Annotated in this window: 21 protein-coding genes; 6 read left to right on the top strand and 15 right to left on the bottom strand. The window is 58.0% G+C overall.

What is annotated here, in order from left to right; genetic code table 11:
* Positions 1 to 3 precede the first annotated feature (3 nt).
* Together nagA and nagB are read right to left on the bottom strand one after the other, a co-directional pair.
* A complete protein-coding gene (gene nagA, locus AB8804_RS10680) occupies positions 4 to 1,152 on the bottom strand; it encodes an N-acetylglucosamine-6-phosphate deacetylase (RefSeq protein ID WP_371185778.1) in 1,149 nt (382 codons plus the stop codon).
* 57 nt (positions 1,153 to 1,209) lie between these two features.
* Complete coding sequence (gene nagB / locus AB8804_RS10675; RefSeq protein ID WP_010428635.1) at positions 1,210 to 2,010, bottom strand: glucosamine-6-phosphate deaminase; 801 nt, start codon at positions 2,008 to 2,010, stop codon at positions 1,210 to 1,212.
* Between the two features lie 327 nt (positions 2,011 to 2,337).
* Here nagB and nagE point away from each other — a divergent pair, with 327 nt between their 5' ends.
* The 4 genes from nagE (at position 2,338) to chiQ (ending at position 8,359) form a co-directional block, all read left to right on the top strand.
* Complete coding sequence (gene nagE, locus AB8804_RS10670; RefSeq protein WP_371185775.1) at positions 2,338 to 4,287, top strand: PTS N-acetyl glucosamine transporter subunit IIABC; 1,950 nt, start codon at positions 2,338 to 2,340, stop codon at positions 4,285 to 4,287.
* 174 nt (positions 4,288 to 4,461) lie between these two features.
* Complete coding sequence (gene glnS / locus AB8804_RS10665) at positions 4,462 to 6,129, top strand: glutamine--tRNA ligase (RefSeq protein ID WP_371185773.1); 1,668 nt, start codon at positions 4,462 to 4,464, stop codon at positions 6,127 to 6,129.
* Positions 6,130 to 6,576: 447 nt separating this feature from the next.
* Positions 6,577 to 7,986, top strand: coding sequence for a chitoporin (chiP, locus tag AB8804_RS10660; protein ID WP_371185771.1), 1,410 nt, complete (start codon positions 6,577 to 6,579; stop codon positions 7,984 to 7,986).
* Positions 7,987 to 8,029: 43 nt separating this feature from the next.
* Complete coding sequence (gene chiQ / locus AB8804_RS10655; protein WP_371185769.1) at positions 8,030 to 8,359, top strand: ChiQ/YbfN family lipoprotein; 330 nt, start codon at positions 8,030 to 8,032, stop codon at positions 8,357 to 8,359.
* Positions 8,360 to 8,453: 94 nt separating this feature from the next.
* Here chiQ and fur read toward each other — a convergent pair whose 3' ends face one another.
* The 4 genes from fur to ybfF all read right to left on the bottom strand — a co-directional run bounded on the left by fur (position 8,454) and on the right by ybfF (position 11,067).
* On the bottom strand, positions 8,454 to 8,900 hold the full coding sequence (fur, locus tag AB8804_RS10650) for a ferric iron uptake transcriptional regulator (RefSeq protein WP_112011494.1): 447 nt from the start codon (positions 8,898 to 8,900) through the stop codon (positions 8,454 to 8,456).
* A 291-nt stretch (positions 8,901 to 9,191) separates the two neighbouring features.
* On the bottom strand, positions 9,192 to 9,722 hold the full coding sequence (fldA, locus tag AB8804_RS10645) for a flavodoxin FldA (RefSeq protein WP_003858653.1): 531 nt from the start codon (positions 9,720 to 9,722) through the stop codon (positions 9,192 to 9,194).
* A gap of 155 nt (positions 9,723 to 9,877) precedes the next feature.
* Complete coding sequence (gene ybfE / locus AB8804_RS10640) at positions 9,878 to 10,165, bottom strand: LexA regulated protein (protein WP_371185765.1); 288 nt, start codon at positions 10,163 to 10,165, stop codon at positions 9,878 to 9,880.
* Between the two features lie 128 nt (positions 10,166 to 10,293).
* Positions 10,294 to 11,067, bottom strand: a complete 774-nt coding sequence (gene ybfF, locus AB8804_RS10635) for an esterase (protein WP_371185763.1) — start codon at positions 11,065 to 11,067, stop codon at positions 10,294 to 10,296.
* Between the two features lie 183 nt (positions 11,068 to 11,250).
* On the opposite strand from ybfF, the gene seqA reads away from it, so the two are divergent.
* Both seqA and pgm read left to right on the top strand, forming a co-directional pair.
* On the top strand, positions 11,251 to 11,799 hold the full coding sequence (gene seqA, locus AB8804_RS10630; protein ID WP_371185761.1) for a replication initiation negative regulator SeqA: 549 nt from the start codon (positions 11,251 to 11,253) through the stop codon (positions 11,797 to 11,799).
* Positions 11,800 to 11,823: 24 nt separating this feature from the next.
* On the top strand, positions 11,824 to 13,464 hold the full coding sequence (gene pgm, locus AB8804_RS10625) for a phosphoglucomutase (alpha-D-glucose-1,6-bisphosphate-dependent) (RefSeq protein ID WP_371185759.1): 1,641 nt from the start codon (positions 11,824 to 11,826) through the stop codon (positions 13,462 to 13,464).
* A gap of 90 nt (positions 13,465 to 13,554) precedes the next feature.
* Here the strand turns inward: pgm and potE are convergent, their stop codons facing one another.
* The 9 genes from potE to kdpF all read right to left on the bottom strand — a co-directional run bounded on the left by potE (position 13,555) and on the right by kdpF (position 25,485).
* Positions 13,555 to 14,868, bottom strand: a complete 1,314-nt coding sequence (potE, locus tag AB8804_RS10620; protein ID WP_371185757.1) for a putrescine-ornithine antiporter — start codon at positions 14,866 to 14,868, stop codon at positions 13,555 to 13,557.
* Positions 14,865 to 17,063: an ornithine decarboxylase SpeF gene (speF, locus tag AB8804_RS10615; RefSeq protein WP_371185755.1), complete on the bottom strand. Its 2,199-nt coding sequence runs from the start codon at positions 17,061 to 17,063 to the stop codon at positions 14,865 to 14,867. Before speF ends, potE begins: the two co-directional genes overlap by 4 nt.
* A gap of 255 nt (positions 17,064 to 17,318) precedes the next feature.
* Positions 17,319 to 17,423, bottom strand: a complete 105-nt coding sequence (speFL, locus tag AB8804_RS10610) for a leader peptide SpeFL (protein ID WP_003858645.1) — start codon at positions 17,421 to 17,423, stop codon at positions 17,319 to 17,321.
* Between the two features lie 276 nt (positions 17,424 to 17,699).
* The gene (gene kdpE, locus AB8804_RS10605) at positions 17,700 to 18,377 is read right to left on the bottom strand and encodes a two-component system response regulator KdpE (RefSeq protein ID WP_371185752.1); all 678 of its coding nucleotides are present in this window, start codon (positions 18,375 to 18,377) and stop codon (positions 17,700 to 17,702) included.
* A complete protein-coding gene (gene kdpD, locus AB8804_RS10600; protein WP_371185750.1) occupies positions 18,374 to 21,061 on the bottom strand; it encodes a two-component system sensor histidine kinase KdpD in 2,688 nt (895 codons plus the stop codon). The genes kdpE and kdpD overlap by 4 nt, the downstream gene beginning before the upstream one ends.
* Positions 21,062 to 21,637 carry a potassium-transporting ATPase subunit KdpC gene (kdpC, locus tag AB8804_RS10595; RefSeq protein WP_371185747.1) on the bottom strand — a complete coding sequence of 192 codons (576 nt, stop codon included), beginning with the start codon at positions 21,635 to 21,637 and terminating at the stop codon, positions 21,062 to 21,064.
* Between the two features lie 12 nt (positions 21,638 to 21,649).
* Complete coding sequence (gene kdpB, locus AB8804_RS10590) at positions 21,650 to 23,698, bottom strand: potassium-transporting ATPase subunit KdpB (RefSeq protein ID WP_371185745.1); 2,049 nt, start codon at positions 23,696 to 23,698, stop codon at positions 21,650 to 21,652.
* Between the two features lie 18 nt (positions 23,699 to 23,716).
* Entirely contained in the window at positions 23,717 to 25,396 is a 1,680-nt protein-coding gene (kdpA, locus tag AB8804_RS10585) for a potassium-transporting ATPase subunit KdpA (protein ID WP_371185743.1), read from the bottom strand.
* Positions 25,396 to 25,485 (bottom strand): K(+)-transporting ATPase subunit F, encoded by a 90-nt coding sequence (gene kdpF, locus AB8804_RS10580; protein ID WP_371185741.1) that lies wholly within the window; start codon positions 25,483 to 25,485, stop codon positions 25,396 to 25,398. The genes kdpA and kdpF overlap by 1 nt, the downstream gene beginning before the upstream one ends.
* Positions 25,486 to 25,612: the final 127 nt, after the last annotated feature.

Below are 25,612 nucleotides of genomic sequence, written 5' to 3'. Positions count from 1 at the left end.
TACTTACTCAGTGACGACCTCGTTACCATTAACGATGGTCTTAATAATTTTATAATCGTGTGTGAACGCCGTCAGGTTTGCAACCATACCCGGCGCAATGCCGCCCAGCTGTTTATCCACGCCGATCGCGCGCGCCGGATAAAGCGTTGCCATACGCAGCACTTCGTCAAGGGCGATACCGCAATGTTCGACCAGATTGCGCACCCCTTCGATCATCGTCAGGGCAGAGCCGCTCAGGGTTCCGTTCTCGTCCACACAGAGTCCATTACGGTAGTATATTGTTTTACCAGCAAAAATGAACTGGTCAATATTTGCCCCTGCCGGTGCGGTGGCATCCGTGACCAGACAAAGCTTGTCGCCTTTGAGGCGTTTAGCGTTGCGAATGTTGGTGTAATCAACGTGCAGACCGTCCGCGATGATGCCGCAGTACACGTCCGGCTCGTCCAGAATGGCGCCCACGAGGCCCGGCTCGCGACCGGTGATGTAAGGCATCGCGTTGTAGAGGTGCGTGGCAAAGGTGATCCCCGCGCGGAAGCCCGCTTTCGCCTCTTTCTGCGTGGCGTTTGAGTGGCCGGCTGAAACAACAATCCCCGCCGCCGCAAGCTTGCGAATAACGTCTGTACCGGTCATTTCCGGTGCCAGCGTCACTTTGGTGATGACATCGGCGTTTGCACACATGAAATCGACCAGCTCGTCATCCGGCTTGCGGACATAGTCCGGGTTGTGCGTGCCTTTCTTGACCATGTTCAGCCAGGGGCCTTCCAGATGCAAACCCAGCGCCTGGTTTGGATGTTTCGCCAGGTATTCTCGCATCACGCGAATACCCTGTTTCATCAGGTCATCGCTGCTGGTAATCAGGGTAGGCAGATAGCTGGTGCAGCCCGATTTCTCGTTGGCTTTTTGCATGATTTCCAGCGTTTCAACGGTGACCGCGTCAGCGGTGTCGTTAAACTGCACGCCGCCGCAGCCGTTAAGCTGTACGTCGATAAAACCGGGGGCGATTACTGCTCCGCTGAGTGAGCGCTGCTCAACGTCCGGCGGCAGCTCGGCCAGCGGACAAACTCGTTCAATCAGGCCATTTGCGACAACAATCGCATGGTCATCCAGAATTTCATGGCCGGTATAAATCCGACCGTGGGTTAAAGCGTACATAACGACCCCCGGTTTAAAAAAATGCGACCGCCTCTGAAACGAGAGGCGGTTATTCAATTACAGACCTTTGATGTTTTCTGCTTCCAGCTCGTTGAAGTACTTCAGCGTTTTCACTTTCAGCTCCATCGTGGACGGCTCATCGCACACCACAACGGCTTTTGGATGCAGCTGCAGGCAGCTGATGGTCCACATGTGGTTGACGTTGCCTTCAACGGCAGCCTGGAGCGCCTGCGCTTTCACGCCGCCCAGCACCAGAATCATCACTTCTTCGGCATCCAGCAGGGTGCCCACGCCAACGGTCAGCGCGTATTTCGGCACCTGGTTAACGTCGCCGTCAAAGAAACGGGAGTTCGCGACGCGCGTGTCGTGGGTCAGCGTCTTAATGCGGGTACGTGAAGCCAGGGAAGAGGCCGGTTCGTTGAAAGCGATGTGACCATCGTTGCCAACGCCGCCCATAAACAGGTGGATTTTACCGTAAGAACGGATTTTTTCTTCATACTGACGGCATTCTGCGTCAATATCTGGCGCGTTTCCGTTCAGCAGGTTGATGTTTTCAGCTGGAATATCAACGTGATCAAAGAAATTACGGTGCATGAAGCTATGGTAGCTTTCCGGATGTTCCTTCGGTAAACCCACGTATTCGTCCATGTTGAAGGTCACAACGTGCTTGAAGCTGACCTGGCCCGCTTTGTGCATTTCAACCAGTGCTTTATAGGCGGTCAGCGGGGTGCCGCCGGTTGGCAGACCGAGTACGAAAGGACGATCGGCGGTAGGTTTGAACGCATTAATACGGTTAACGATATGGCGAGCGGCCCATTTACCAACTTGTTCAGCTGTTGCCAGGGGAATCAGTCTCATTGTTCACCTCAAGAGTTAAAGTAGAAAAGTGGGCGGATGGCATCGGAACCTGAACTAAGCGTAACCTGGAACCCGTCAGGCTGGATCAATCCGTCTTGATTTTTTGAATGATAAAATAAGTTTTCGCTGTTAGCCAGTGAAAGGGAGGGTTGATAACGATATTTGGTGACAAAACTCACAAAAAATGGGTGTTTAATTTGCGATACGAATTAATTTTTCACACACTCACGATGCCAGTGAATTATCAACGGTAGTTATAAGCCTGTAACACTATAAAAACATAGTTTAGAACGAGCCTTAAAAAGTGGGTCTCGTAGGGGGAATCGGATGAATATTTTAGGTTTTTTCCAGCGACTCGGTAGGGCATTGCAGCTGCCCATCGCGGTGTTGCCAGTGGCGGCACTGTTGCTGCGATTCGGCCAACCGGATTTATTAAATGTTCCTTTCATCGCGCAAGCGGGTGGGGCCATTTTCGATAACCTCGCGCTTATTTTCGCCATCGGTGTGGCATCCAGCTGGTCCAAGGACGGTGCGGGTGCGGCAGCTCTGGCAGGTGCGGTGGGTTACTTTGTACTGACCAAAGCGATGATAACCATCAACCCGGAAATCAATATGGGTGTGCTGGCGGGTATCATTACCGGTCTGGTGGGCGGTGCGGTCTATAACCGCTGGGCCAACATTAAGCTTCCAGACTTCCTGAGCTTCTTCGGCGGGAAGCGCTTCGTGCCGATCGCAACCGGCTTCTTCTGCCTGGTGTTAGCGGCCATCTTCGGCTACGTCTGGCCACCTGTTCAGCACGCAATTCATGCGGGCGGTGAATGGATCGTCTCTGCGGGCGCGCTGGGTTCCGGTATCTTTGGCTTCATTAACCGTCTGCTGATCCCAACCGGTCTGCATCAGGTTCTGAACACCATCGCCTGGTTCCAGATTGGCGAGTTCACCAACGCCGCGGGTGCGGTATTCCACGGCGACATCAACCGCTTCTACGCGGGTGACGGCACCGCGGGCATGTTCATGTCCGGCTTCTTCCCAATCATGATGTTTGGCCTGCCGGGTGCAGCGCTGGCGATGTACTTCGCTGCGCCGAAAGAGCGTCGCCCAATGGTTGGCGGTATGCTGCTCTCCGTCGCCGTCACCGCGTTCCTGACCGGTGTGACCGAGCCGCTGGAATTCCTGTTCATGTTCCTGGCTCCGCTGCTGTATCTCCTGCACGCGCTGCTGACCGGCATCAGCCTGTTCGTTGCCACGCTGCTGGGTATCCATGCGGGCTTCTCCTTCTCCGCAGGCGCGATCGACTATGTGCTGATGTACAGCCTGCCGGCAGCCAGCCAGAACGTCTGGATGCTGCTGGTGATGGGCGTGATCTTCTTCATCGTCTACTTCCTGCTGTTCAGCGCGGTTATTCGCATGTTTAACCTGAAAACCCCAGGCCGCGAAGACAAAACCGATGACGTGGTCACTGAAGAAGCGAACAGCAACACCGAAGAAGGTCTGGCACAGCTGGCGACCAGCTACATTGCTGCCGTTGGCGGTACCGATAACCTGAAAGCGATTGATGCCTGTATTACCCGTCTGCGTCTGACCGTGGTCGACTCTTCCCGCGTGAACGACGCCGCGTGCAAACGCCTTGGCGCATCCGGCGTGGTGAAACTGAACAAGCAGAGCATTCAGGTGATTGTGGGTGCGAAAGCGGAATCCATCGGCGATGAGATGAAGAAAGTGGTGATGCGTGGCCCGGTTGCCGCCGCGGAAGCAACTTCAGCTCCGGCCGCTGCTCCAACTGCCGTTAAGCCGCAGGCTGTTCCAAACGCAGCAACCGTTGCCGCGCTGGTCTCTCCCGTCACGGGTGAAGTGGTTGCGCTTGAGCAGGTGCCTGACGAAGCGTTCGCCAGCAAAGCGGTCGGTGACGGCGTGGCGGTGAAACCAACGGATAAAACCGTGGTGTCTCCGGCTGCCGGTACCATCGTGAAAATCTTCAACACCAACCACGCGTTCTGCCTTGAGACTGAAAAAGGTGCGGAAATCGTTGTCCACATGGGTATCGATACCGTTGCGCTTAACGGTCAGGGCTTTACTCGCCTGGTGGAAGAGGGCGCGGAAGTGGTTGCAGGCCAGCCGGTTCTGGAAATGGATCTGGACTTCCTGAACGCCAACGCGCGCTCAATGATCAGCCCGGTCGTGTGCAGCAACATCGACGACTTCAGCGGTCTGGTGATTCAGGCGAAAGGTCAGGTTGTTGCGGGCCAAACGCCGCTGTATGAGATTAAAGGCAAGTAATCGCTCCTGAGTAGAGTTCATGCCTTAAGCGGCGGGGGATAACCTCCGCCGCTTTTTTTTTTTGCTGCAAATGCCCCCATTATTTTCTTCAGAGACGTTTTAAGGGTTGTCACTACGTCCGGCTTATAAGATCATATGCCGTTATACGTTGTTTACGCTTTTGAGGAATCCACGATGAGTGAGGCTGAAGCCCGCCCGAGTAACTTTATTCGTCAGATCATCGATGAAGATCTGGCCAGTGGTAAGCACACCACGGTTCATACGCGTTTCCCGCCGGAGCCGAACGGCTACCTGCACATTGGTCACGCGAAATCTATCTGCCTGAACTTCGGCATTGCGCAAGACTATCAGGGCCAATGCAACCTGCGTTTCGATGACACAAACCCAGCAAAAGAAGACATCGAATACGTTGAGTCGATCAAAAACGACGTGCAATGGCTGGGCTTCAACTGGTCGGGCGACATCTGCTACTCCTCTAACTATTTCGATCAGCTGTATGCCTACGCGATAGAGCTGATCAATAAAGGTCTGGCGTATGTCGATGAACTGTCCGCTGACGAAATCCGCGAGTATCGCGGCACGCTGACGGCGCCCGGCAAAAACAGCCCGTTCCGCGACCGCAGCGTGGAAGAGAACCTGGCGCTGTTCGAAAAAATGCGTGCCGGCGGCTTCGAAGAAGGCAAAGCCTGCCTGCGTGCCAAAATCGATATGGCGTCACCGTTTATCGTGATGCGCGATCCGGTGCTGTACCGCATTAAGTTTGCGGAACACCACCAGACCGGCAACAAGTGGTGCATCTACCCGATGTACGACTTCACCCACTGCATCAGCGATGCGCTGGAAGGCATTACGCACTCGCTGTGTACGCTGGAGTTCCAGGACAACCGTCGCCTGTACGACTGGGTGCTGGATAACATCACTATTCCTGTGCATCCGCGTCAGTACGAGTTCTCTCGTCTGAATCTGGAATACACCGTGATGTCCAAGCGTAAGCTGAACCTGCTGGTCACCGACAAGCACGTTGAGGGCTGGGACGATCCGCGTATGCCGACCATTTCCGGCCTGCGCCGTCGCGGCTACACCTCCGCCTCAATTCGCGAGTTCTGCAAACGCATCGGCGTCACCAAGCAGGACAACACCATTGAGATTGCCTCTCTGGAATCCTGCATCCGCGAAGATCTGAACGAAAACGCCCCGCGCGCGATGGCCGTTATCGACCCGGTTAAGCTGGTGATCGAAAACTACCCGCAGGGCGAAAGCGAAATGGTGGCGATGCCGAACCACCCGAGCAAGCCGGAGATGGGAACCCGCGACGTGCCGTTCAGCGGTGACATCTGGATCGATCGCGCCGACTTCCGTGAAGAAGCGAACAAGCAGTACAAGCGCCTGGTGCTGGGCAAAGAGGTTCGCCTGCGTAACGCTTACGTGATCAAGGCCGAGCGCGTGGAGAAAGATGCCGAAGGCAACATCACCACCATTTTCTGCTCCTACGACGCCGACACGCTGAGTAAAGATCCGGCTGACGGCCGTAAGGTGAAAGGCGTGATCCACTGGGTGAGCGCTGCCCACGCGCTGCCGGTCGAGATTCGCCTGTACGATCGCCTGTTCAGCGTGCCTAACCCGGGTGCGGCTGAAGACTTCCTGTCCGTCATCAACCCTGAGTCGCTGGTGATTAAGCAGGGCTATGCCGAGCCGTCATTAAAAGCGGCTGAAGCGGGCAAAGCGTTCCAGTTTGAGCGTGAAGGGTATTTCTGCCTCGACAGCCGCTACAGCACCGCTGAAAAACCGGTGTTCAACCGCACCGTCGGGCTGCGCGATACCTGGGCTAAAGTGGGCGAATAATAGCGCCACGCTGGTCAATGAGAAACAAACGCCGCTAATAGCGGCGTTTTTTTATTTAACGATCAGGCTATTATCGATGTGGCTTAATATGCTTCTCGTTAAATCCTGGTCAATGTGGTGCTACTTATTTTATTTAAAAAAAGTTTTAATATTTACTCCTGCTCGAAAAGCTAAAAAATAAGCGTAAATTCCGTGCGCTTCCCCGTGAAAATCACCGTTAGCCCTTGTAAAACCTCACTTCCGCTCAAATGTTACAAAGCACTACTAATTATGTGCACTTCGTCATAATCCTGCGTTTTGCCTTCTAAAAAGCATTGATAATTCGCGTCGCGAAAAATACCCTAAAGACGGTAGTTAATTCGAGGGTATTTCTAACTACCCCTGACCATTAGGTCTTTTATATTTTCGCCGTTTTAGGCGCTTTAATTCGTCAAAGAGGAATAATCTATGCGTACGTTCAGTGGCAAACGTAGTGCGCTGGCGCTGGCTATTGCCGGTGTGACAGCAATGTCGGGGTTAGTCGTTACTCCAGAAGCTAAAGCAGCAGGCTTTATCGATGATTCGACCCTCACCGGGGGCATCTATTACTGGCAGCGTGAACGTGACCGTAAAGACGTCGCTGAAGATAAGTACAAAACAAACCTCTCCCACTCAACCTGGAACGCCAACCTCGATTTCCAGTCGGGCTATGCGGCAGACATGTTCGGTCTGGACATCGCTGCATTCACCGCGATTGAAATGGCGGAAAACGGCGACAGCGGCCACCCGAACGAAATTGCCTTCTCCTCCAGCACTAAAGCCTACGACGAAGACTATTCCGGCGATAAAAGCGGTATTAGCCTGTATAAAGCGGCGGCAAAATTCAAATATGGCCCGGCATGGGCTCGCGCGGGCTATATTCAGCCAACCGGGCAAACGCTGTTAGCCCCGCACTGGAGCTTTATGCCTGGCACATACCAGGGGGCGGAAGCCGGGGCGAACTTTGACTACGGCGATGCGGGGGCGTTGAGCTTCTCCTACATGTGGACCAACGAGTACAAAGCGCCGTGGCACATTGAGATGGACAAGTTCTACCAGAACGACCGCAAGACTAAGGTCGATTACCTGCACTCCCTCGGTGCCAAATACGATTTCAAGAATGACCTGGTGCTTGAAGCCGCATTCGGTCAGGCAGAGGGCTTTGTCGATCAATACTTTGCCAAAGCCAGCTACAAGTTTGACGTCGCGGGCTCTCCACTTTCAACCAGCTATCAGTTCTACGGCGCGCGCGATAAGGCCGACAACAATACTATCAACGATATCTACGATGGCACCGCCTGGCTGCAGGCGCTGACCTTCGGCTACAAGGTGGCCGAGGTGGTGGATTTGCGCCTGGAAGGGACGTGGGTGAAGGCGGAAGGGCAGCAGGGTTACTTCCTGCAGCGCATGACGCCAACCTACGCTTCCTCAAACGGTCGTCTCGATATCTGGTGGGATAACCGCTCAGACTTTAACGCCAACGGTGAAAAGGCGGTGTTCTTCGGGGCGATGTATGACCTCAAAAACTGGGATCTGGCGGGCTGGGCCGTCGGCGCGTCCTACGTTTACGCCTGGGATGCAAAACCGGCCGACTGGTTTATCAACGCCGCGGGCCAGCGTGAAGACTACGCGTCCAACAAAATCAAAGAGTCTGCGTACAGCCTGGATGCGATGTACACCGTCCAGGACGGCCGCGCGAAAGGCACCATGTTCAAACTGCACTTCACCCAGTACGACAACCACTCCGATATCCCGAGCTGGGGCGGCGGTTACGGCAACATCTTCCAGGATGAGCGCGACGTGAAGTTCATTGTTATCGCCCCATTCACTATCTTCTGATAAACGCTCTGGCGGGCTAAGGCTCGCCGGAATGGAGACGGCTATGTTTAAGAAAATCGTTCTTGTCGCGGTGATGACCGCCGGGCTTGCAGGCTGCGCAACCTCACCGGGGCCGAAAGAAGATTCGCGGCTGAAAGAGGCGTACAGCGCCTGTATCAATACCGCGCAAGGCTCGCCAGAAAAAATCGAGGCCTGTCAAAGCGTGCTGAACGTGCTGAAAAAAGAGAAGGCGCACGAGCAGTTCGCCACGCAGGAGAACGTCCGGGTGATGGATTATCAGGCCTGCATTCAGGCGCGTAAAACCGGTAACGATCAGGAAGTGGCGAAGCGCTGCGATAAGATCTGGCAGGAAATTCGCAGCAACAACAACTAATACGCTGTTTTTACGCCCGGTGACGCTGCGCCACCGGGCTTTTTTTGGCAAAAAAAAAGCCAACCTTGCGGCTGGCTCAGAGTATGAATAGGGATTACTTGGCGTCGTGCGCGCGGTCGTTTTCGCGGCAATCGCCTTCAGCGCAGTGGCCATACAGGTACAGGCTGTGGTTAGTCAGGCGGATACCGTGACGCGCTGCGATTTCACGCTGGCGTGATTCGATGGAATCATCGCTAAATTCAATCACCTTGCCGCAGTCGAGGCAGATCAGGTGATCGTGGTGGTGCTGCTGAGTCAGTTCGAAAACAGATTTACCGCCTTCAAAGTTATGACGGGTAACAATGCCCGCGTCATCAAACTGGTTCAACACGCGATAGACGGTTGCCAGGCCAATTTCTTCGCCCATGTCGATAAGACGCTTGTAAAGGTCTTCCGCACTGACATGGTGATTATCTGGCCCCTGAAGCACTTCAAGGATTTTTAACCGAGGAAGCGTAACTTTCAGGCCAGCCTTCTTTAATGCGGTATTGTTGTCGGTCATGCGGAATCTGTCCTGTTGCTAAACGATTCACTTCAAAAGAACAAGTGAGAGAGAATGCTCTTGGGATAATGCGTCTCATTATAGAACTGCCACGCCTAAATGAAAACTGCAAGTCTCAAGCAAAGTATGCTTATAAAAATGGGGTATCACCAACAAACTTGTCCGATGAAGCCCACGTTTTACCAGGGGGATATTGTACAGGTCTGGACGAAAAAGTTAAAAGTTTGTAGCAATTAATTTAATCGGTTTGACCTGAACAACGGGCGCAACCGAAGTTGCGCCGCAGGGATATCAGGCGTTGAGGATGTCGTCCAGGTTCAGCTCTTCACGAACCTGCTTCACCCATTTTTCAACGCGTTCGGCGGTCAGTTCTGGCTGACGGTCTTCGTCAATGGCCAGGCCTACAAAGTGATCGTCATCCGCCAGGCCTTTTGAGGCTTCAAAATGATAGCCCGCGGTTGGCCAGTGGCCGACAATCGCCGCGCCGCGCGGCTCGATGATGTCGCGGATGGTGCCCAGCGCATCGCAGAAATATTCCGCGTAGTCTTCCTGATCGCCACAGCCGAACAGGGCGACCAGCTTGCCGTTGAAGTCCACCTCTTCAAGCGTAGGGAAGAAGTCATCCCAGTCGCACTGCGCTTCGCCGTAGTACCAGGTCGGGATGCCCAGCAGCAGGATGTCATAGCCTTCGAGATCTTCTTTGCTGCTCTTGGCGATGTCGTGCACATCGGCAACGTCTTTACCGAGCTGTTTTTGAATGTTTTTTGCGATGTTTTCGGTATTGCCGGTGTCACTGCCGAAGAAAATGCCGATGATTGCCATGAGTAAAATAACCTCTTGAAACTTAATAGTATGGTGGCGCAAATTGTCCACGGATAAGGGCAATAATAGCAGAACACGCAACCCTGCGGAAACCGCAATCGCGCAGGACTGCACTCTGTGCTACATGAAAAGAGAATTTTGGGGAATTTTCAGACTTATGCTTTCGCGCGAAGCGTCCCGAGCTGGGCGATCAACATCTCTTCAATCAGCTCGCTGCGGCTAATGTTGCGAGCCTCAGCCAGCTCGTTAAGCGCATCAACCGCATCAGCATTGAGCTTCAGTTCGACACGCTTAAGCCCACGATTTTTATCGCGTTTAAGCTGGTTGCGTTTATTAATACGCAGCTGTTCATCACGTGAGAGCGGATTCGTTTTCGGTCGTCCCGGTCGACGCTCATTCGCGAACAGATCTAGTGTCGTACGGTCCGTTTGTTCTTTGGCCATGATTCTGAGACTTCGGGGGAAACACGCCGCCCTGCTAATGCCCGGGCGATAAGCGCGCCATCATACATCAGCGAAAACCACACGCCAACGACTGGAAGCCCGCAGCCATCCAGTCGCTGGGTTTTTAATCAATTCGCTGTGTCAGAGAGATAGCGATGAATGGCGCGCAGCACGGCGTCCGGTTTTTCCGCGTGAACCCAGTGCCCGGCACCGGCAATCACGTGGGCGCGCGCCTGAGGAAATTGCGCCAGCAGCGCGTCGCGGTAGGCGTCGGTGACATAAGGCGAGTTACCGCCACGGATAAAGAGGGTCGGGTGCGGCCAGGCGGGGACCGTTTTCCAGCCGACAATCTCGTCATATTGATTCCACAGCACCGGCACGTTAAAGCGCCATTGCCCGTCAACAAACGATTTCAGCAGAAACTGCACCACGCCTTCTTCATCAAGGTGTTCGCGCATCACGGCGGCAGCCTGCTGGCGAGTAGAAACGCCCGCCTCGGTCACCGCATTGATGGCGGCAAAAATCTCGTCGTGGCGGCGAACGTCGTAATCCACGGGTGCCACGTCGATAACGACCAGGCCGCTAACTCGTTCTGGGGCGAGGGCGGTCAGCGCCATCACCGCTTTGCCGCCCATGGAATGCCCGATGAGCGTGGCTTTTTCCAGGCCATGCGCATCCAGCGTGTCGAGCAGATCCTGCGCCATCGCCGCGTAGGTCATCTCCTCCGAGCGCCCGGAGAGGCCGTGGTTGCGCATGTCGACCTGCAAAATATCACGATCGGCCACCAAGTCGCGGGCCAGCACGCCCAGGTTATCGAGGCTGCCAAAAAGCCCGTGAACCAGGACAATGGGGGAATTATTGTTCGGCGATTGTGCAGATTGCGCTCGGGTATTCAATTTCATGGCAAAGTTCTTTTTTTACGTATGTCAGGTTAGGGTATCATGTTCACCATTCTGCCGCCCGGCTGCAAGGATCCAGTTTATTCCGACTTTTGCCGCCAACCTGGTTTGACGCTATCCGCTGTTGGGATTTGCTCCTATAATCCCAACGACTTGTATTCAGATAAGATATCGCACTGGATTAAGATGAAAACAATCGAAGTTGATGACGAACTCTATCAGTATATCGCCAGCCAAACGCGGCATATCGGGGAGAGCGCGTCAGACATTTTACGGCGCATGCTTAAAATTTCCGCCGCCGCACAGCCCGCAACGTCCGCGCCAAAAGAGGCCGCGCCTCAGCCGAGCGTGACGGCCTCAGCAAAACCTGTCGCCACGCCAGTAAAAGACAAAGTCCGCGCGGTGCGCGAGCTGCTGCTGTCCGACGAATATGCGGAACAGAAAAAAGCGGTTAACCGCTTTATGCTGGTGCTGTCTACACTCTACTCACTGGATAACAAAGCGTTTGCTGAAGCGACCGAATCGCTCCACGGTCGTACCCGCGTGTACTTCGCTGGCGACGAGCAGACGCTGCTGCAAAACGGCAATCAAACCAAACCTAAACACGTCCCGGGAACACCTTACTGGGTCATCACCAATACCAATACGGGCCGCAAGTGCAGCATGATTGAACACATCATGCAGTCCATGCAGTTCCCTGCGGAATTGATTGAGAAGGTTTGCGGTACAATTTAACCCTTGCATCAGAAGGACCAGGCAATGGCAAATCACAGCCGTGCAGGCCAACCTGCACAACAAAGCGATTTGATTAACGTCGCTCAGCTGACCGCGCAGTACTACGTGCTGAAACCGGTCGTGGGCAACGCAGAACACGCAGTGAAGTTTGGTACATCTGGCCACCGCGGCAGCGCGGCGCGCCACAGCTTTAACGAGCCGCACATTCTGGCCATTGCCCAGGCCATCGCGGAAGAGCGCGCCAAAAACGGCGTCACCGGTCCGTGCTACGTTGGGAAAGATACTCACGCCCTGTCTGAACCGGCGTTCATTTCCGTGCTGGAAGTGCTGGCCGCGAACGGCGTCGATGTCATTGTTCAGGAGAATAACGGCTTCACGCCAACTCCGGCGGTCTCTAACGCCATTCTCGTGCACAACAAAAAGGGCGGCCCGCTGGCTGACGGCATCGTTATTACGCCATCCCACAACCCGCCGGATGACGGGGGGATTAAATACAACCCGCCGAACGGCGGCCCTGCGGACACTAACGTCACCAAAGTGGTGGAAGACCGCGCGAACGCGCTGCTTGCAGCCGATCTGGACGGCGTGAAGCGTATGTCCCTGGATGCGGCCATGGCGTCCGGCCATGTGAAAGAGCAGGATCTGGTGCAGCCGTTCGTGGAAGGGCTGGCGGATATCGTCGATATGACGGCGATCCAGAAAGCGGGCCTGAAGCTGGGCGTTGACCCGCTCGGCGGCTCCGGTATCGAATACTGGAAGCGCATCGCCGAGCATTACAAGCTGGATCTGACCATCGTTAACGATCACGTCGATCAGACCTTCCGCTTTATGCACCTGGATAAAGACGGCGCGATCCGCATGGACTGCTCCTCCGAGTGCGCGATGGCGGGCCTGCTGGCGCTGCGCGACAAATTCGACCTGGCGTTTGCCAACGACCCGGATTACGACCGCCACGGCATCGTGACCCCGGCGGGCCTGATGAACCCAAACCACTATCTGGCCGTTGCGATCAACTACCTGTTCCAGCACCGTCCGCAGTGGGGCAAAGAGGTGGCCGTCGGTAAAACGCTGGTCTCTTCCGCGATGATCGACCGCGTGGTTGACGCGCTGGGCCGCAAGCTGGTGGAAGTGCCGGTCGGCTTCAAGTGGTTTGTTGACGGTCTGCACGACGGCAGCTTTGGCTTTGGCGGCGAAGAGAGCGCGGGCGCATCCTTCCTGCGCTTCGACGGCACGCCGTGGTCCACCGATAAGGACGGCATCATCATGTGCCTGCTGGCGGCGGAAATCACGGCCGTCACCGGCAAGAACCCGCAGGAGCACTACAACGAGCTGGCAGCACGCTTCGGCGCGCCAAGCTACAACCGCATTCAGGCGTCAGCCACGTCCGCGCAGAAAGCGGCTCTGTCGAAGCTTTCTCCGGAGATGGTCAGCGCAAGCACGCTGGCGGGTGACCCCATCACCGCGCGCCTGACGGCCGCCCCGGGCAACGGGGCGTCTATCGGCGGTCTGAAGGTAATGACCGAAAACGGCTGGTTCGCCGCGCGTCCATCCGGTACGGAAGATGCGTACAAAATCTACTGCGAGAGCTTCCTCGGCGCTGAACATCGTCAGCAGATTGAGAAAGAAGCGGTAGAGATTGTCAGCGAAGTGCTGAAAAACGCGTAAGTGCGGTTTGTTTGCCGGGCGGCACTGCGTTTGCCCGGCCTACAACAACGATCGTAGGCCCGGTAAGCGCTAGCGCCACCGGGCTTTTTTTTAACTATGTTTGTTCGTCAACTCAAACCGCGGCGACACCAGCCCGTACAGCGTCCAGCCCATAAAGGTCACCATCGCGCCGTAGAGCATCGCTTCTTCACCGGAAGAGTAGAGCGCATAGAAGCTATAGATAGCGCCAACCAGCGCCACCACGTTCGCCACTCGCGCTTTGCCCGGATCGACCTTCGCCACTTTCTGAATAATCACCAGCGCGGCCATCGACAGGATATACGGAATGATGTTCGTCACCACCGCCAGGTTAACCAGCACGTTGAACTGGCTGTTCAGCGACGGGCTAATGGTCATCAGCGACAGGCCGCTCTGGAAGATGACAATCGCCAGCATGCCCTGCACCGGCGCATCGGCCTTCGTCACGCGGGAGAAGATTTTCGGGAAATACCCTTCGTCAGCGGAGGACTTGAACACCTGAGCGATAGTGAACTGCCAGCCGAGCAGCGAGCCGCAGCACGACATCACCATCAGGCCCATAATCACTTTCCCTACCTCAGGCGTGAACATCTGCGCGAAGGCCAGCCCGAACGGCGCCGTGGAGTTTGCCAGATCCATATTGGGCACAATTCCGGCAATCACGTTGGTGGACACGATATAGATCACCGCCGCCCCCAGCGTGCCGCCGAGCACCGCAATCGGCACGTTCTTTTCCGGGTTCTCGACGACTTCCGCGTTCGCGCACGCCGACTCCAGCCCCAGAAAGGCCCACAGCGTCATGGCGATGGATGAGCCGACCGCGGTGAAGAACGGCACGTGGTGCGGGTTCCAGGAGTTGGCATACAGCGTCGGGCTAAACCAGAACCAGCCGATAACGCACAGCCCCACCACCGGAATAATCACGCCCCAGACGGTAATGCTGCTGAGCTGCCCGGTGATGCGCGCGCCGCCAAAGTTGGCGATGGTGCAAATCCACAGCACGCCGATGGTCGCCAGCCCAATCTGCACCGGGCTGAGCGTCGCGCCAAACAGCTCCGTGCCGTAGCCCACGGCCGAAATGGCAATCGCCACGTTGGCGATCAGCAGCGACACGCCGTAGGTGTAGTTCGCCATAAAGTTGCCGGATTTGCCGAACGCGTACTCCGCGTAGCCGCCCATCCCGCCGGACTTGCGGCTGAACATTCCGCACTTCGCAAAGGCCCACGCCAGCGCCATCGAGCCCACCGCGGTCACCAGCCAGGAGATGATTGAAATGGTGCCCACTTCGGCAAGCTTGGTGGGCAGCATGATAATCCCCGAACCCATCATGTTCACCATGGTGAGGATAGTCAGCTGCACCACGCCCATCTTGTTCGACTTGCTCATAATGCTTCTCCTTTCAGCAGCGCGGGCCGGGCGTCAGGTTGTTTGATGACGTAGCAGCGGACCTGCTTGCGGCCGTCGCACTCCTCCACGTACACGCCCTGTAGCTCAGGCGCAAAGCCCGGCAGCAGGTTGATCCCTTCTTCCAGCGCGGTGAAATAGCGCAGCACCGAACCGCCCCAGGCTTCCCCCGGCACCACGCACAGCACGCCCGGCGGATACGGAAGCGCGCCCTCGGCGGCAATGCGGCCCTCGGCGTCGCGCAGGGAAACCAGCTCGACCTCACCGCGCAGATAGGCGTAGTTGGCGTCCTGCGGGTTCATCATCACGCGCGGGAAGTGGGACTGACGGAACATCTCTTTTTGCAGCTGCTTCACGTTATGGCGGGCATACAGGTCGTGCATCTCCAGGCAAATCTGGCGCAGGGTGTAATCGGCGTAGCGTTCCGGATGCTGTTTATAAAGAGAAGGCAGCACGTCGATCAGCGGCGCGTCGCTCTCCAGCAGCTTCTCGAAGCGCACCAACTGCGCCACGAGCTGCTGCAGTTTGCCCATATCTTCCGCAGGCGTAAGCAGGAACAGGATTGAGTTAAGGTCGCATTTCTCCGGCACGATGCCGTTCTCGCGCAGGAAGTTGGCGAGAATGGTGGCGGGCACGCCGAAATCCTCATAGTCACCGGTGCGGGCGTTGATGCCCGGCGTGGTCAGCAGCAGCTTGCACGGATCGATAAAATACTGGTGCTCGGCATAGCCCTCAAAGGCGTGCCAGCGCTCGCCCGGCACGAAGTGGAAGAAGCGCAGGTCGGTGGCGATCTCCGCCGTGTCCCAGCTTTCCCACGGGCGTCCGTCCACCGTTTCCGGCACGAACGGGCGGATAAAGCGGCAGTTTTCGAGGATCAGCTTGCGCGCTTCGATGCCGGTCACCACGCAGTCCATCCACATGTTGCGGCCGCTCTGGCCCTCATGCATGCGGGCGTTAATATCGAGAGCGGCAAACAGCGGATAGAACGGGCTGGTGGAGGCGTGCATCATAAAGGCGTTATTGAGCCGCTTGTGCGGCACGTAGCGCGGCTGGCCTTTGATGTGGCTGTCCTTCTTATGGATTTGCGAGGTCTGCGAAAAGCCCGCCTGCTGTTTATGCACCGACTGGGTCACCAGAATGCCCGGGTCGTTTTCGTTCAGCTCCAGCAGCAGCGGCGAGCAGTCGGCCATCATCGGAATAAACTGCTCGTAGCCCACCCAGGCGGAGTCAAACAGGATGTAGTCGCAAAGGTGGCCAATCTTGTCCACCACCTGACGGGCGTTATAGATGGTGCCGTCGTAGGTGCCAAGCTGGATCACCGCCAGGCGGAACGGGCGCGCGTCGCGGGCGCGTTTCGGCGCAACGTGCTCTACCTGTTCACGCAGGTAACGCTCTTCAAAGCAGTGCGCGTCGATCCCGCCGATAAAGCCGTACGGGTTGCGCGCGGTTTCCAGATACACCGGCGTCGCGCCCGCCTGCAGCAGCGCGCCGTGATGGTTAGACTTGTGGTTGTTACGGTCGAACAGCACCAGATCGCCGGGCGTGAGCAGGGCGTTCAGCACCACTTTGTTTGACGAGGAAGTGCCGTTCAGCACGAAGTAGGTTTTATCCGCGTTAAAGACCTTTGCCGCATGCTGCTGGGCGATGCACGGCGCGCCCTCGTGGATCAGCAGGTCGCCCATTGCCACGTCGGCGTTGCATAAATCGGCGCGGAAAAGCGTCTCGCCAAAGAAATCAACAAACTGATTCCCGGCGGGATGGCGGCGGAAAAACTGTCCGCCCTGATGCCCCGGGCAGTCGAACGCGCTGTTGCCCTGCTGGACGTAATCGACCAGCGCGCGGAAGAACGGCGGGCGCAGCTGCGTTTCGTACTTCTGCGCGGCGGCCTCCAGCTGAAGCCCGTAAAAATGATTGCTGGTATCAGACGATTCAAATACGCCGTGGATCCGCGACAGGCAGTCCGCCGGAACAATTTCCTCTTTGTGGGTGGCGATAAATACCGGGATATTAAATCCCGTAGCGTCTAATTCTTCTAATACGCCGTTTTGAATATCACTTATCGCCAGCACGACCGCGGCAACGTCAATATAATCGGTGGTGCTAACGTCGACTATTTCCCTGTGGGTGGTAAAGCAGTCGGGGCAGGCGCGGCTGGCGGCGATTTTTAAACTTTTCATCTTAATCTCTTTATTTTAGGTAATAGAAGTCCCTCGATTTCCGCTCATCAAGAAATCGACAGTTAACCGGAAAAAAAGCAAAGCGGGGCCGCTGATAAAAAATCAGCTCATTGCTTTTCTGGAAATAAAATTCAGTCCGTCCGGCTACGGATGCGTCTGAATCAGCGGGAACGGGCGCAGCGGTTCACAGGCAATAGCCTGTAAAACAAGGTTTCTAAGGTTTGTCTGTGAACGGAAGCGCCAGCGGTCGAAGGACTACCGGGCGTTAAAGAGATGAAAGTCGAAGCAGTTGCGGTGGGCAAACATCATGATATGCGTCGTCCGCCTTATGTGGGGCATTAATCGATTGTTGTTTTCCATGTTCATATTCCTTTCATGATTGAAAGCACGGTCATTTTATCCAGGAAAGGATGATTAACTGTGAAGAAGATCACCGTTAACCGATCAAAACAGAAATAATTATTCGTTTTGACTGAATATCCCATTTCAACGTTCTGTGTTGTTGTTATGATGTTAATGTCGTGTTTTTAAAATGTGCAGCAGCCGCAAAAATAACGCGGAAAATAAAATAAGCGTTATTTTCTGGATGTATGAAGGCTGGGGATGATTTAACTTAAAATAAAGATGAATAGTTATTCAGAGCATAAACCGATAACCGATACCGGTTTCAGTTAATAAATGGCGGGGGCGCGCGGGGTCAATTTCCAGCTTCTGGCGAAGGTGGCCCATATAAATGCGTAAATAGTGACTATGTTCAACGGCGTTCGGTCCCCAGACCTGGCTTAACAGCTGGCGCTGGGTGAGCACCTTGCCGTGGTTGTTGAGTAAAACCGCCAGCAGGCGGAACTCGATCGGGGTGAGGTGGATCTCTTCCTCGCCGCGAAGGATGCGGCGAGCGGCCAGGTCAACGCGGACGTCGCCAAAGGTGTAGACCGGGTCAGAGGCGGGCGCCGCGCCGTGGCGTCGCAGCGCCACGCGGAGCCGCGCCTGTAGCTCGCCGATGCCAAACGGTTTGATCAGGTAATCGTCCGCACCGGCGTCCAGCGCCGCGATTTTATCCGTCTCTTCGGTGCGGGCGGAGAGCACCAGAATCGGCATCTGGCTCCACTGGCGCACTTCGCGGATAAAATCGATGCCGTCGCCGTCGGGCAGCCCCAGATCGAGGATCACCAGGTCCGGCTTGCGGGTGGCGGCTTCAATCAGACCGCGCTGCAGCGTCCCCGCCTCGTGAACGCGCAGCCCGTCGCCTTCCAGCGCGGTGCGCAGAAAGCGGCTGATGGCGAGTTCATCTTCAACAATCAGGACGTTAATCACATATCCTCGGGTAATTCATCAAGTTCTGGCGGGGCTTCCAGAGGAAGTGTAACACAAAACCGCGCGCCGCCTTCCGGCCGGTTCCCGGCTGAAATCGTCCCCCCGTGCACGTCGATAATCGCCTGACAAATGGCCAGCCCCAGCCCAACGCCGGGGATCGCGGACTCTTTATTTCCGCGCGCGAACTTCTCAAAAATGGCGTGCTCCTGTCCGGGAGGAATACCCGGCCCCGAGTCCCAGACCTCGAGGCGCAGCGTCCGGTCTTTTACCGTGGCGCTGATGCCGATCTGCGCCTTATCGCCCGCGTACTTACCGGCGTTTTCCAGTAGATTGATAAGCACGCGCTCAAACAGCGGGCCGTCGACGTGGATAAGCGTAAGCGGCTCCGGCAGGTTCAGCGCAATATGCCGACCGCCAAGCCCCGGTTCGAGCATTTTCAGCGCGCTGCCGACCACTTCCTCCAGCGTCAGCCACTCTTTTTTCAGGTTGAAGCCGCCGGACTGAATGCGCGCCATATCCAGCAGGTTGTTCACCAGGCGGGTGGTGTTCAGCACGTGCTGGCGAATTTCGCTGGCCTGCATCGCGTGCTTCGAGCCTTCGGCGGCCAGATCCAGCGTCAGGATCTCAGACTGGCCGAACAGCACCGTCAGCGGGGTGCGCAGATCGTGGGAGAGCGCCGCCAGCAGCGAGTTGCGGATGCTTTCGCGCTCGCTTGCCAGCCGGGCCTGCTCCTCGCTGGCGGTCAGCGCCAGGCGTTCGAGCGCGTTGGCGACGAGCAGGGTGAAGGTCTCCAGCAGCCGCTGCTGCTCGGGGATCATCAGCTGGCGCAGGTTAGACGGCTCGACGATCGCCAGCCCCTGATTTTTATCCGCGCTGCGCAGCGGCAGGATCTGATACGGCACCCCCGGCAGCGTGTCGGTACCGGCTCCGGCGGGAAGCCCTTTGTCAAAGCTCCAGCGCGCGATGGCCTCATCCCACGGCGTCATGCCCGTCGCGGAGGTGAGCGGGCGCAGCTGGCCGCGCTCGTCCGGGAGCAGAATCAGGTTGCTGGCGTGGAAGGTCGAGCGGATAAACTGCTCGCTGGTCTGCACGATATCCAGCGGCGTGCGGCCAACGGCCAGCGATTTGGACATCTCGTACAGGTGGCGCGTGCGCTGTTCGCGATAGCGGGCGATGCGCGCCTGGTAGCGCACCCCGGCGGTCAGGTTGCCGATCACCAGCCCGACGGTCAGCATCACGCCAAAGGTCAGCACGTACTGCACGTCCGAAACGGCAAGCGTCCCGCGCGGGGCGATAAAGAAGAGATCGAAGCTGACGACGTTAATGACGGTGGCCAGCACCGACGGCCAGCGCCCGTAAAAGAGGGCAACGACCACCACGCCCAGCAGGTAGATCATCACCAGGTTCGCGGCGTCGAAGGCGATCAGCCACTGGCTGGCAATCACGGTAATCAGGGTGCACAGCGCCACGGCGACCAGGCAGCCGCGGATCTGAATACGCCATTTTTCGCCGAAGGCGCGGGCGTCCGGCGCGCGGCTCGGCAGGGGCGTGGGCTTATCGTCCAGCGCCACGATCACCAGATCGAGATCCGGCGCGCGGCGGGCCAGCCTGTCGGCAAAAGATTCGCGGCTAAACCAGCGGCGGTGATGACGGCGGCCAATGACGATTTTGCCCAGGTTGTGCTCGCGGGCGTAGCGCAGAATGGCCTTATCTTCCTGCGGATCGGAAAGGGTCGCGGTTTCAGCCCCCAGCTCCTGCGCCAGCCGCAGCGAGCTCAAAATCGCGCGACGCTGGTTTTCCGGCAGGGCGTGAAGCTGCGGCGTTTCAACGTACACCGCGTGCCAGACGCTGCCAAACTTCGCCGCCAGCCGCGCGGCGGTGCGGATCAGCTTTTCATTGCCGCTGCCGTGGCCGATGCACAGCAGAACGGCATCCCGCGTGTGCCAAACGCGCTCCTGTCCCTGCAGGTCGCGCCAGGCGCGCATCTGGTCGTCCACGCGGTCGGCGGTGCGGCGCAGGGCCAGCTCGCGCAGGGCGATCAGGTTGCCCTTGCGAAAGAAATGCTCTATGGCGCGCTCGGCCTGGCCGGCAATATAGACTTTGCCCTCGTGCAGGCGCTGGCGCAGATCGTCCGGCGGCAGGTCAACCAGCACCACCTCGTCGGCGGCGTCAAAGAACGGGTCGGGTACGGTTTCCCGCACCTGAATGCCGGTTACGCCGCTGACGATATCGTTAAGGCTTTCGAGATGCTGAACGTTCACCGTGGTGAAGACATCGATTCCGGCCTCGAGCAGCTCCTCCACATCCTGCCAGCGCTTCGGATGGCGCGAGCCCGGCGCGTTGCTGTGCGCCAGCTCGTCCATCAGGATCAGGGCGGGGCGGCGGGCGAGGGCGGCGTCCAGATCGAACTCGGTGACCAGCCTGCCGCGATGGCTGATGCGGCGGGCGGGCTGCGTGGCAAGCCCGGCGAGCAGCGCCGCCGTCTCTTTGCGCCCGTGCGTCTCTACCACGCCGATGAGAATATCGAGCCCCTGCGCCCGCAGCCGCTGCGCTTCCGTCAGCATGGCGAAGGTTTTTCCGACGCCCGCGCAGGCGCCGAAGAAAATTTTCAGCTTGCCGCGGTGGGCTTCTGCCGTCTGTTCCAGCAGCCTGTCCGGGTCTGGACGAAGAGGCTCGTCGGTCATTTAGTTTTTCCTTAGCGCGTCCAGCGCCAGATTCAGCTCAACAATATTCACCACCGGCGCGCCGAGGAAGCTGACCAGCGGCTTCTGCGTGTGCACCGCCACCTGCTGGCTTACCTGTTCCACCGTCAGCCCGCGGGCGGCGGCAACGCGCGGGATTTGCCACGCGACGGCCTGCGGCGACAGGCTGTAGTCCAGCCCGCTGGCCGACGCGGTCACCAGCTCCACGGGCACCTCGCGGCTGGCCTGCGGGTTTGCGCCACGCAGCGCGGCAACGCGCTGGGCAACGGTTTTATCCAGCTCGGGGTTGCTCCCCGCCAGGTTACTGCCGCCGGATGCCATTGGATTATACGGGCTTTCCGCGGTGGCGGAAGGGCGCCCCTGGAAGTAGCGGGCGTCGGTAAAGTTCTGCCCGATCAGGCGCGAGCCGCGGTTTTCGCCGCCCTGCATAATCAGCGAGCCGTTGGCCTGGTCCTTGAACCACCACTGGCCCAGCGCGGTAGTAACCAGCGGGTACAGCCCGCCGGTGATTAGGAAGAGCAGAATAAACAGAAGTATAGCGGGACGTAACATCGTCATTTGATTCACCTTTTAAACCAGCCCGAAGAGGGTCAACAGCACGTCGATAACCTTGATGCCAATGAACGGCACCACCAGCCCGCCCAGGCCATAAATCCACAGGTTGCGGCGCAGCATGGCGGCGGCGGTCAGCGGCTTATAGCTCACCCCGCGCAGCGCCAGCGGGATCAGGAAGACGATAATCAGAGCGTTGAAGATCACCGCGCTGAGGATGGCCGATGACGGCGAGTGCAGGTGCATCACGTTCAGCGCGTTGAGCTGCGGATAGGTCGCGGCAAACGCGGCCGGAATAATGGCGAAATACTTCGCCACGTCGTTGGCGATGCTGAACGTGGTGAGCGAGCCGCGGGTCATCAGCATCTGCTTCCCGATGTGCACCACCTCGATCAGCTTGGTCGGGTTCGAGTCGAGATCGACCATGTTCCCCGCCTCTTTGGCCGCCTGGGTGCCGGAGTTCATCGCCACCGCCACGTCGGCCTGCGCCAGGGCGGGGGCATCGTTGGTGCCGTCACCGGTCATCGCCACCAGGCGACCATCGGCCTGGTACTGGCGGATCAGCGCCAGCTTGGCTTCCGGCGTCGCCTCCGAGAGAAAATCATCCACGCCCGCTTCGGCGGCGATGGCCGCGGCGGTCAGGCGGTTATCCCCGGTGATCATCACCGTTTTGATCCCCATCTTGCGCAGCTGGGCAAAACGCTCTTTGATGCCGCCCTTCACGATATCCTTTAGCGCAATCACGCCCAGCACGCGCGCGCCTTCAGCCACCACCAGCGGGGTCGCCCCCTGACGCGCAACGCTTTCCACCAGCTTATCCACTTCCGGCGGGAAGTGGCCGCTGTTGGCCTCGATGTGGCGACGAATGGCATCCACGGAGCCTTTGCGGATCATGCGGTCCTGAACGTTGATGCCGCTCATGCGCGTCTGCGCGGTAAAGGGCACAAAGGTCGCGTGCAGGCTTTGCACGTCGCGCTGGCGCAGGTTGAAGCGCTGCTTCGCCAGAATCACGATGCTGCGGCCTTCCGGCGTTTCGTCGGCAAGCGAGGAGAGCTGCGCGGCGTCGGCCAGCGTTTTTTCATCTACGCCCGGCGCGGGCAGGAAGTCCGACGCCTGGCGGTTGCCGAGGGTGATGGTCCCGGTTTTGTCCAGCAGCAGCACGTCGACGTCGCCCGCGGCCTCCACGGCGCGCCCGCTGGTGGCGATCACGTTCGCGCCCAGCATCCGGCTCATCCCGGCCACGCCGATGGCGGACAGCAGGCCCCCGATGGTGGTCGGGATCAGGCAGACCAGCAGCGCAACCAGCACGGTGGTGCTGACCGCGGTGCCGCCGTAGGCCGAGAACGGCCACAGGGTGGCGGTCGCCAGCAGGAAGACGAGGGTTAACGCCACCAGCAGAATGGTCAGGGCGATTTCGTTCGGCGTTTTGCGGCGCTGGGCGCCCTCCACCATGGCGATCATCCTGTCGAGGAAGGTTTCGCCCGGGTTCACGCTGCACTGGATCACCAGCCAGTCGGAGAGAATGCGCGTCCCCCCGGTCACGGAGGCGAAGTCGCCGCCCGATTCGCGGATCACCGGCGCGGATTCCCCGGTAATGGCGCTCTCATCTACCGACGCGCCGCCCTCAATGACCTCCCCGTCGCAGGGGATGATGTCACCGGCCTCCACCAGCACCACGTCGCCCCTGCGGAGCTCGTCCGCCGGAACGTGATCCATCTGCGCGCCGTATTTCGGCTCGCGCAGCTTGCGGGCAAAGGCGGTCTTTTTCACCCCTTTCAGGCTGTTGGCCTGCGCCTTGCTGCGGCCCTCCGCCAGCGCTTCCGCAAAGTTGGCAAACAGCACGGTAAACCACAGCCACAGGCTAATGGCCGCGGTGAACGGCGCGTTTCCCGCCAGATGGCCCGCTGCCATGGCCGCGGCCAGGACGGTGGTCAGCACGCTGCCGACCCAGACGATAAACATCACCGGGTTATGCCACTGAACGCGCGGGCTCAGCTTTTTCACCGCATCCATGAGGGCCTGACGAACTAACGACGGTTCGAACAGGGCCAGTTGTTTACGACTCATGTCAAATACTCCGCAAAATCAGCGTAAAGAGAGATGTTCCGCGACCGGGCCAAGCGCGAGGGCGGGGATAAAGGTCAGCGCGCCGACCAGCAGCACGGTGCCAATCAGCAGGCCAATAAACAGCGCGCCGTGGGTCGGCAGTGTGCCCACGGTGGTGGGCTGGATTTTTTTGCCCGCCAGCGATCCGGCGATCGCCATCACCGGAATAATCACGCCGAAGCGGCCCGCGAACATGCAGAAGGCCAGCAGGCAGTTCCAGAACGGCGAGTTGGCGCTCAGGCCCGCAAAGGCGCTGCCGTTGTTGTTGGCGGCAGACGATACGGCGTACAGCACTTCGCTAAAGCCGTGGATGCCGGGGTTAAAGATGCCGCTGCGTCCGGCTTCGGTCATCAGCGCCAGCGCGGTGCCGAGCAGCACGAGGGCGGGGGTGACCAGAATCGCCAGCGCGGTAAACTTCATCTCCCGCACGTCGATTTTTTTCCCGAGATATTCCGGCGTGCGGCCAATCATCAGACCGGCGATAAACACCGCCAGCAGCACGAACAGCAGCATGCCGTACAGGCCAGAGCCCACGCCGCCAAACACCACCTCACCGATCTGCATCAGCCACATTGGGATCATCCCGCCCAGTGCGGTAAAGGAGTCATGCATGGCGTTTACCGCGCCGCAGGAGGCTGCCGTCGTCACCACGGCGTACAGGCTGCTGGCGAGAATGCCGAAGCGGCTCTCTTTGCCTTCCATGTTGATGTTGCTGTCCGCGCCCAGCTGCATAAAGTGGCCGTTGCCGCTCCATTCGGCCCACATCACCAGCGCCACGCAGACCACGAAGATCAGCGACATCGCCCACAGCAGCGTGCGACCCTGGCGGCGATCGTTGACCACCTCGCCAAACGCGAAGCACAGCGCCGCGGGGATCAGGAAGATCGCCAGCATCTGGACAAAATTGGTCAGCGCCGTCGGGTTCTCAAACGGATGCGAGGAGTTGGCGTTAAAGAATCCGCCGCCGTTGGTGCCGAGCATTTTGATCGCTTCCTGCGACGCGACGGGCCCCATCGGCAGCAGCTGTTTTGCCCCTTCGATCGAGGTATACGGCGCGTACGGCAGCAGGTTTTGCAGCGTCCCCTGCTGAATAAAGAACAGCGCAATCAGCAGTGCGATAGGCAGTAAAACCCACAGCGTGATGCGGGTCAGGTCGACCCAGGCGTTGCCGAGCGTGCTGGTATTCTGCCGCGCAAAGGCGCGCGTCAGGGCAAAGATCACCGCAATGCCGCTGGCGGCAGAGAGGAAGTTTTGCACGGTAAGCCCGGCCATCTGGCTGAAGTAGCTCAGCGTGGTTTCACCGGCGTAGGACTGCCAGTTGGTGTTGGTGACGAAGCTAACCGCCGTGTTCAGCGCCAGATGCCAGGAGAGCCCCGGCAAATTTTGCGGGTTGAGCGGCAGCGCGCCCTGCAGCATCAGCATGGCGAACAGGGCGATCAGCCCCAGGATATTCAGCAGCAGGATCGCCGCGAGATACTGACGCCAGTTCATCTCGCGATCGCCTGTGCCGAGCGCGCGCCAGAGCCCGCTCTCCATGCGGCCCACGCCTGGCAGCGCTACGTTGTTAATCATCCTCGCCAGCAGCGTTCCCAGCGGCTTTGCCAGAATAAACAGCACCAGCAAAAAGCTGGCGATGAGCAAAAATGCCTGAGCAGCCATCAGAATGCCTCCGCATGAATCAGGGCATAAACCAGATAAGCCAATAACAGGAATACCAGCACGATGCCGGCAACGATACCTGCACTCACAATCCACCTCCGGGTGACATATGTTGATGTGCTAACGGTAGGATTTATGGCGCAAAGATTTCGCAAAAATCGCAGGGGAGGGTGTAAAAAAAGTATAAAAATGGAAAAGCCACAATTTAACTATTGG

It is taken from the genome of Enterobacter sp. KBR-315C3_2022, from assembly GCF_041399425.1.
Classification (GTDB): domain Bacteria; phylum Pseudomonadota; class Gammaproteobacteria; order Enterobacterales; family Enterobacteriaceae; genus Enterobacter.
This window is presented reverse-complemented; position numbering and strand designations above follow the sequence as displayed.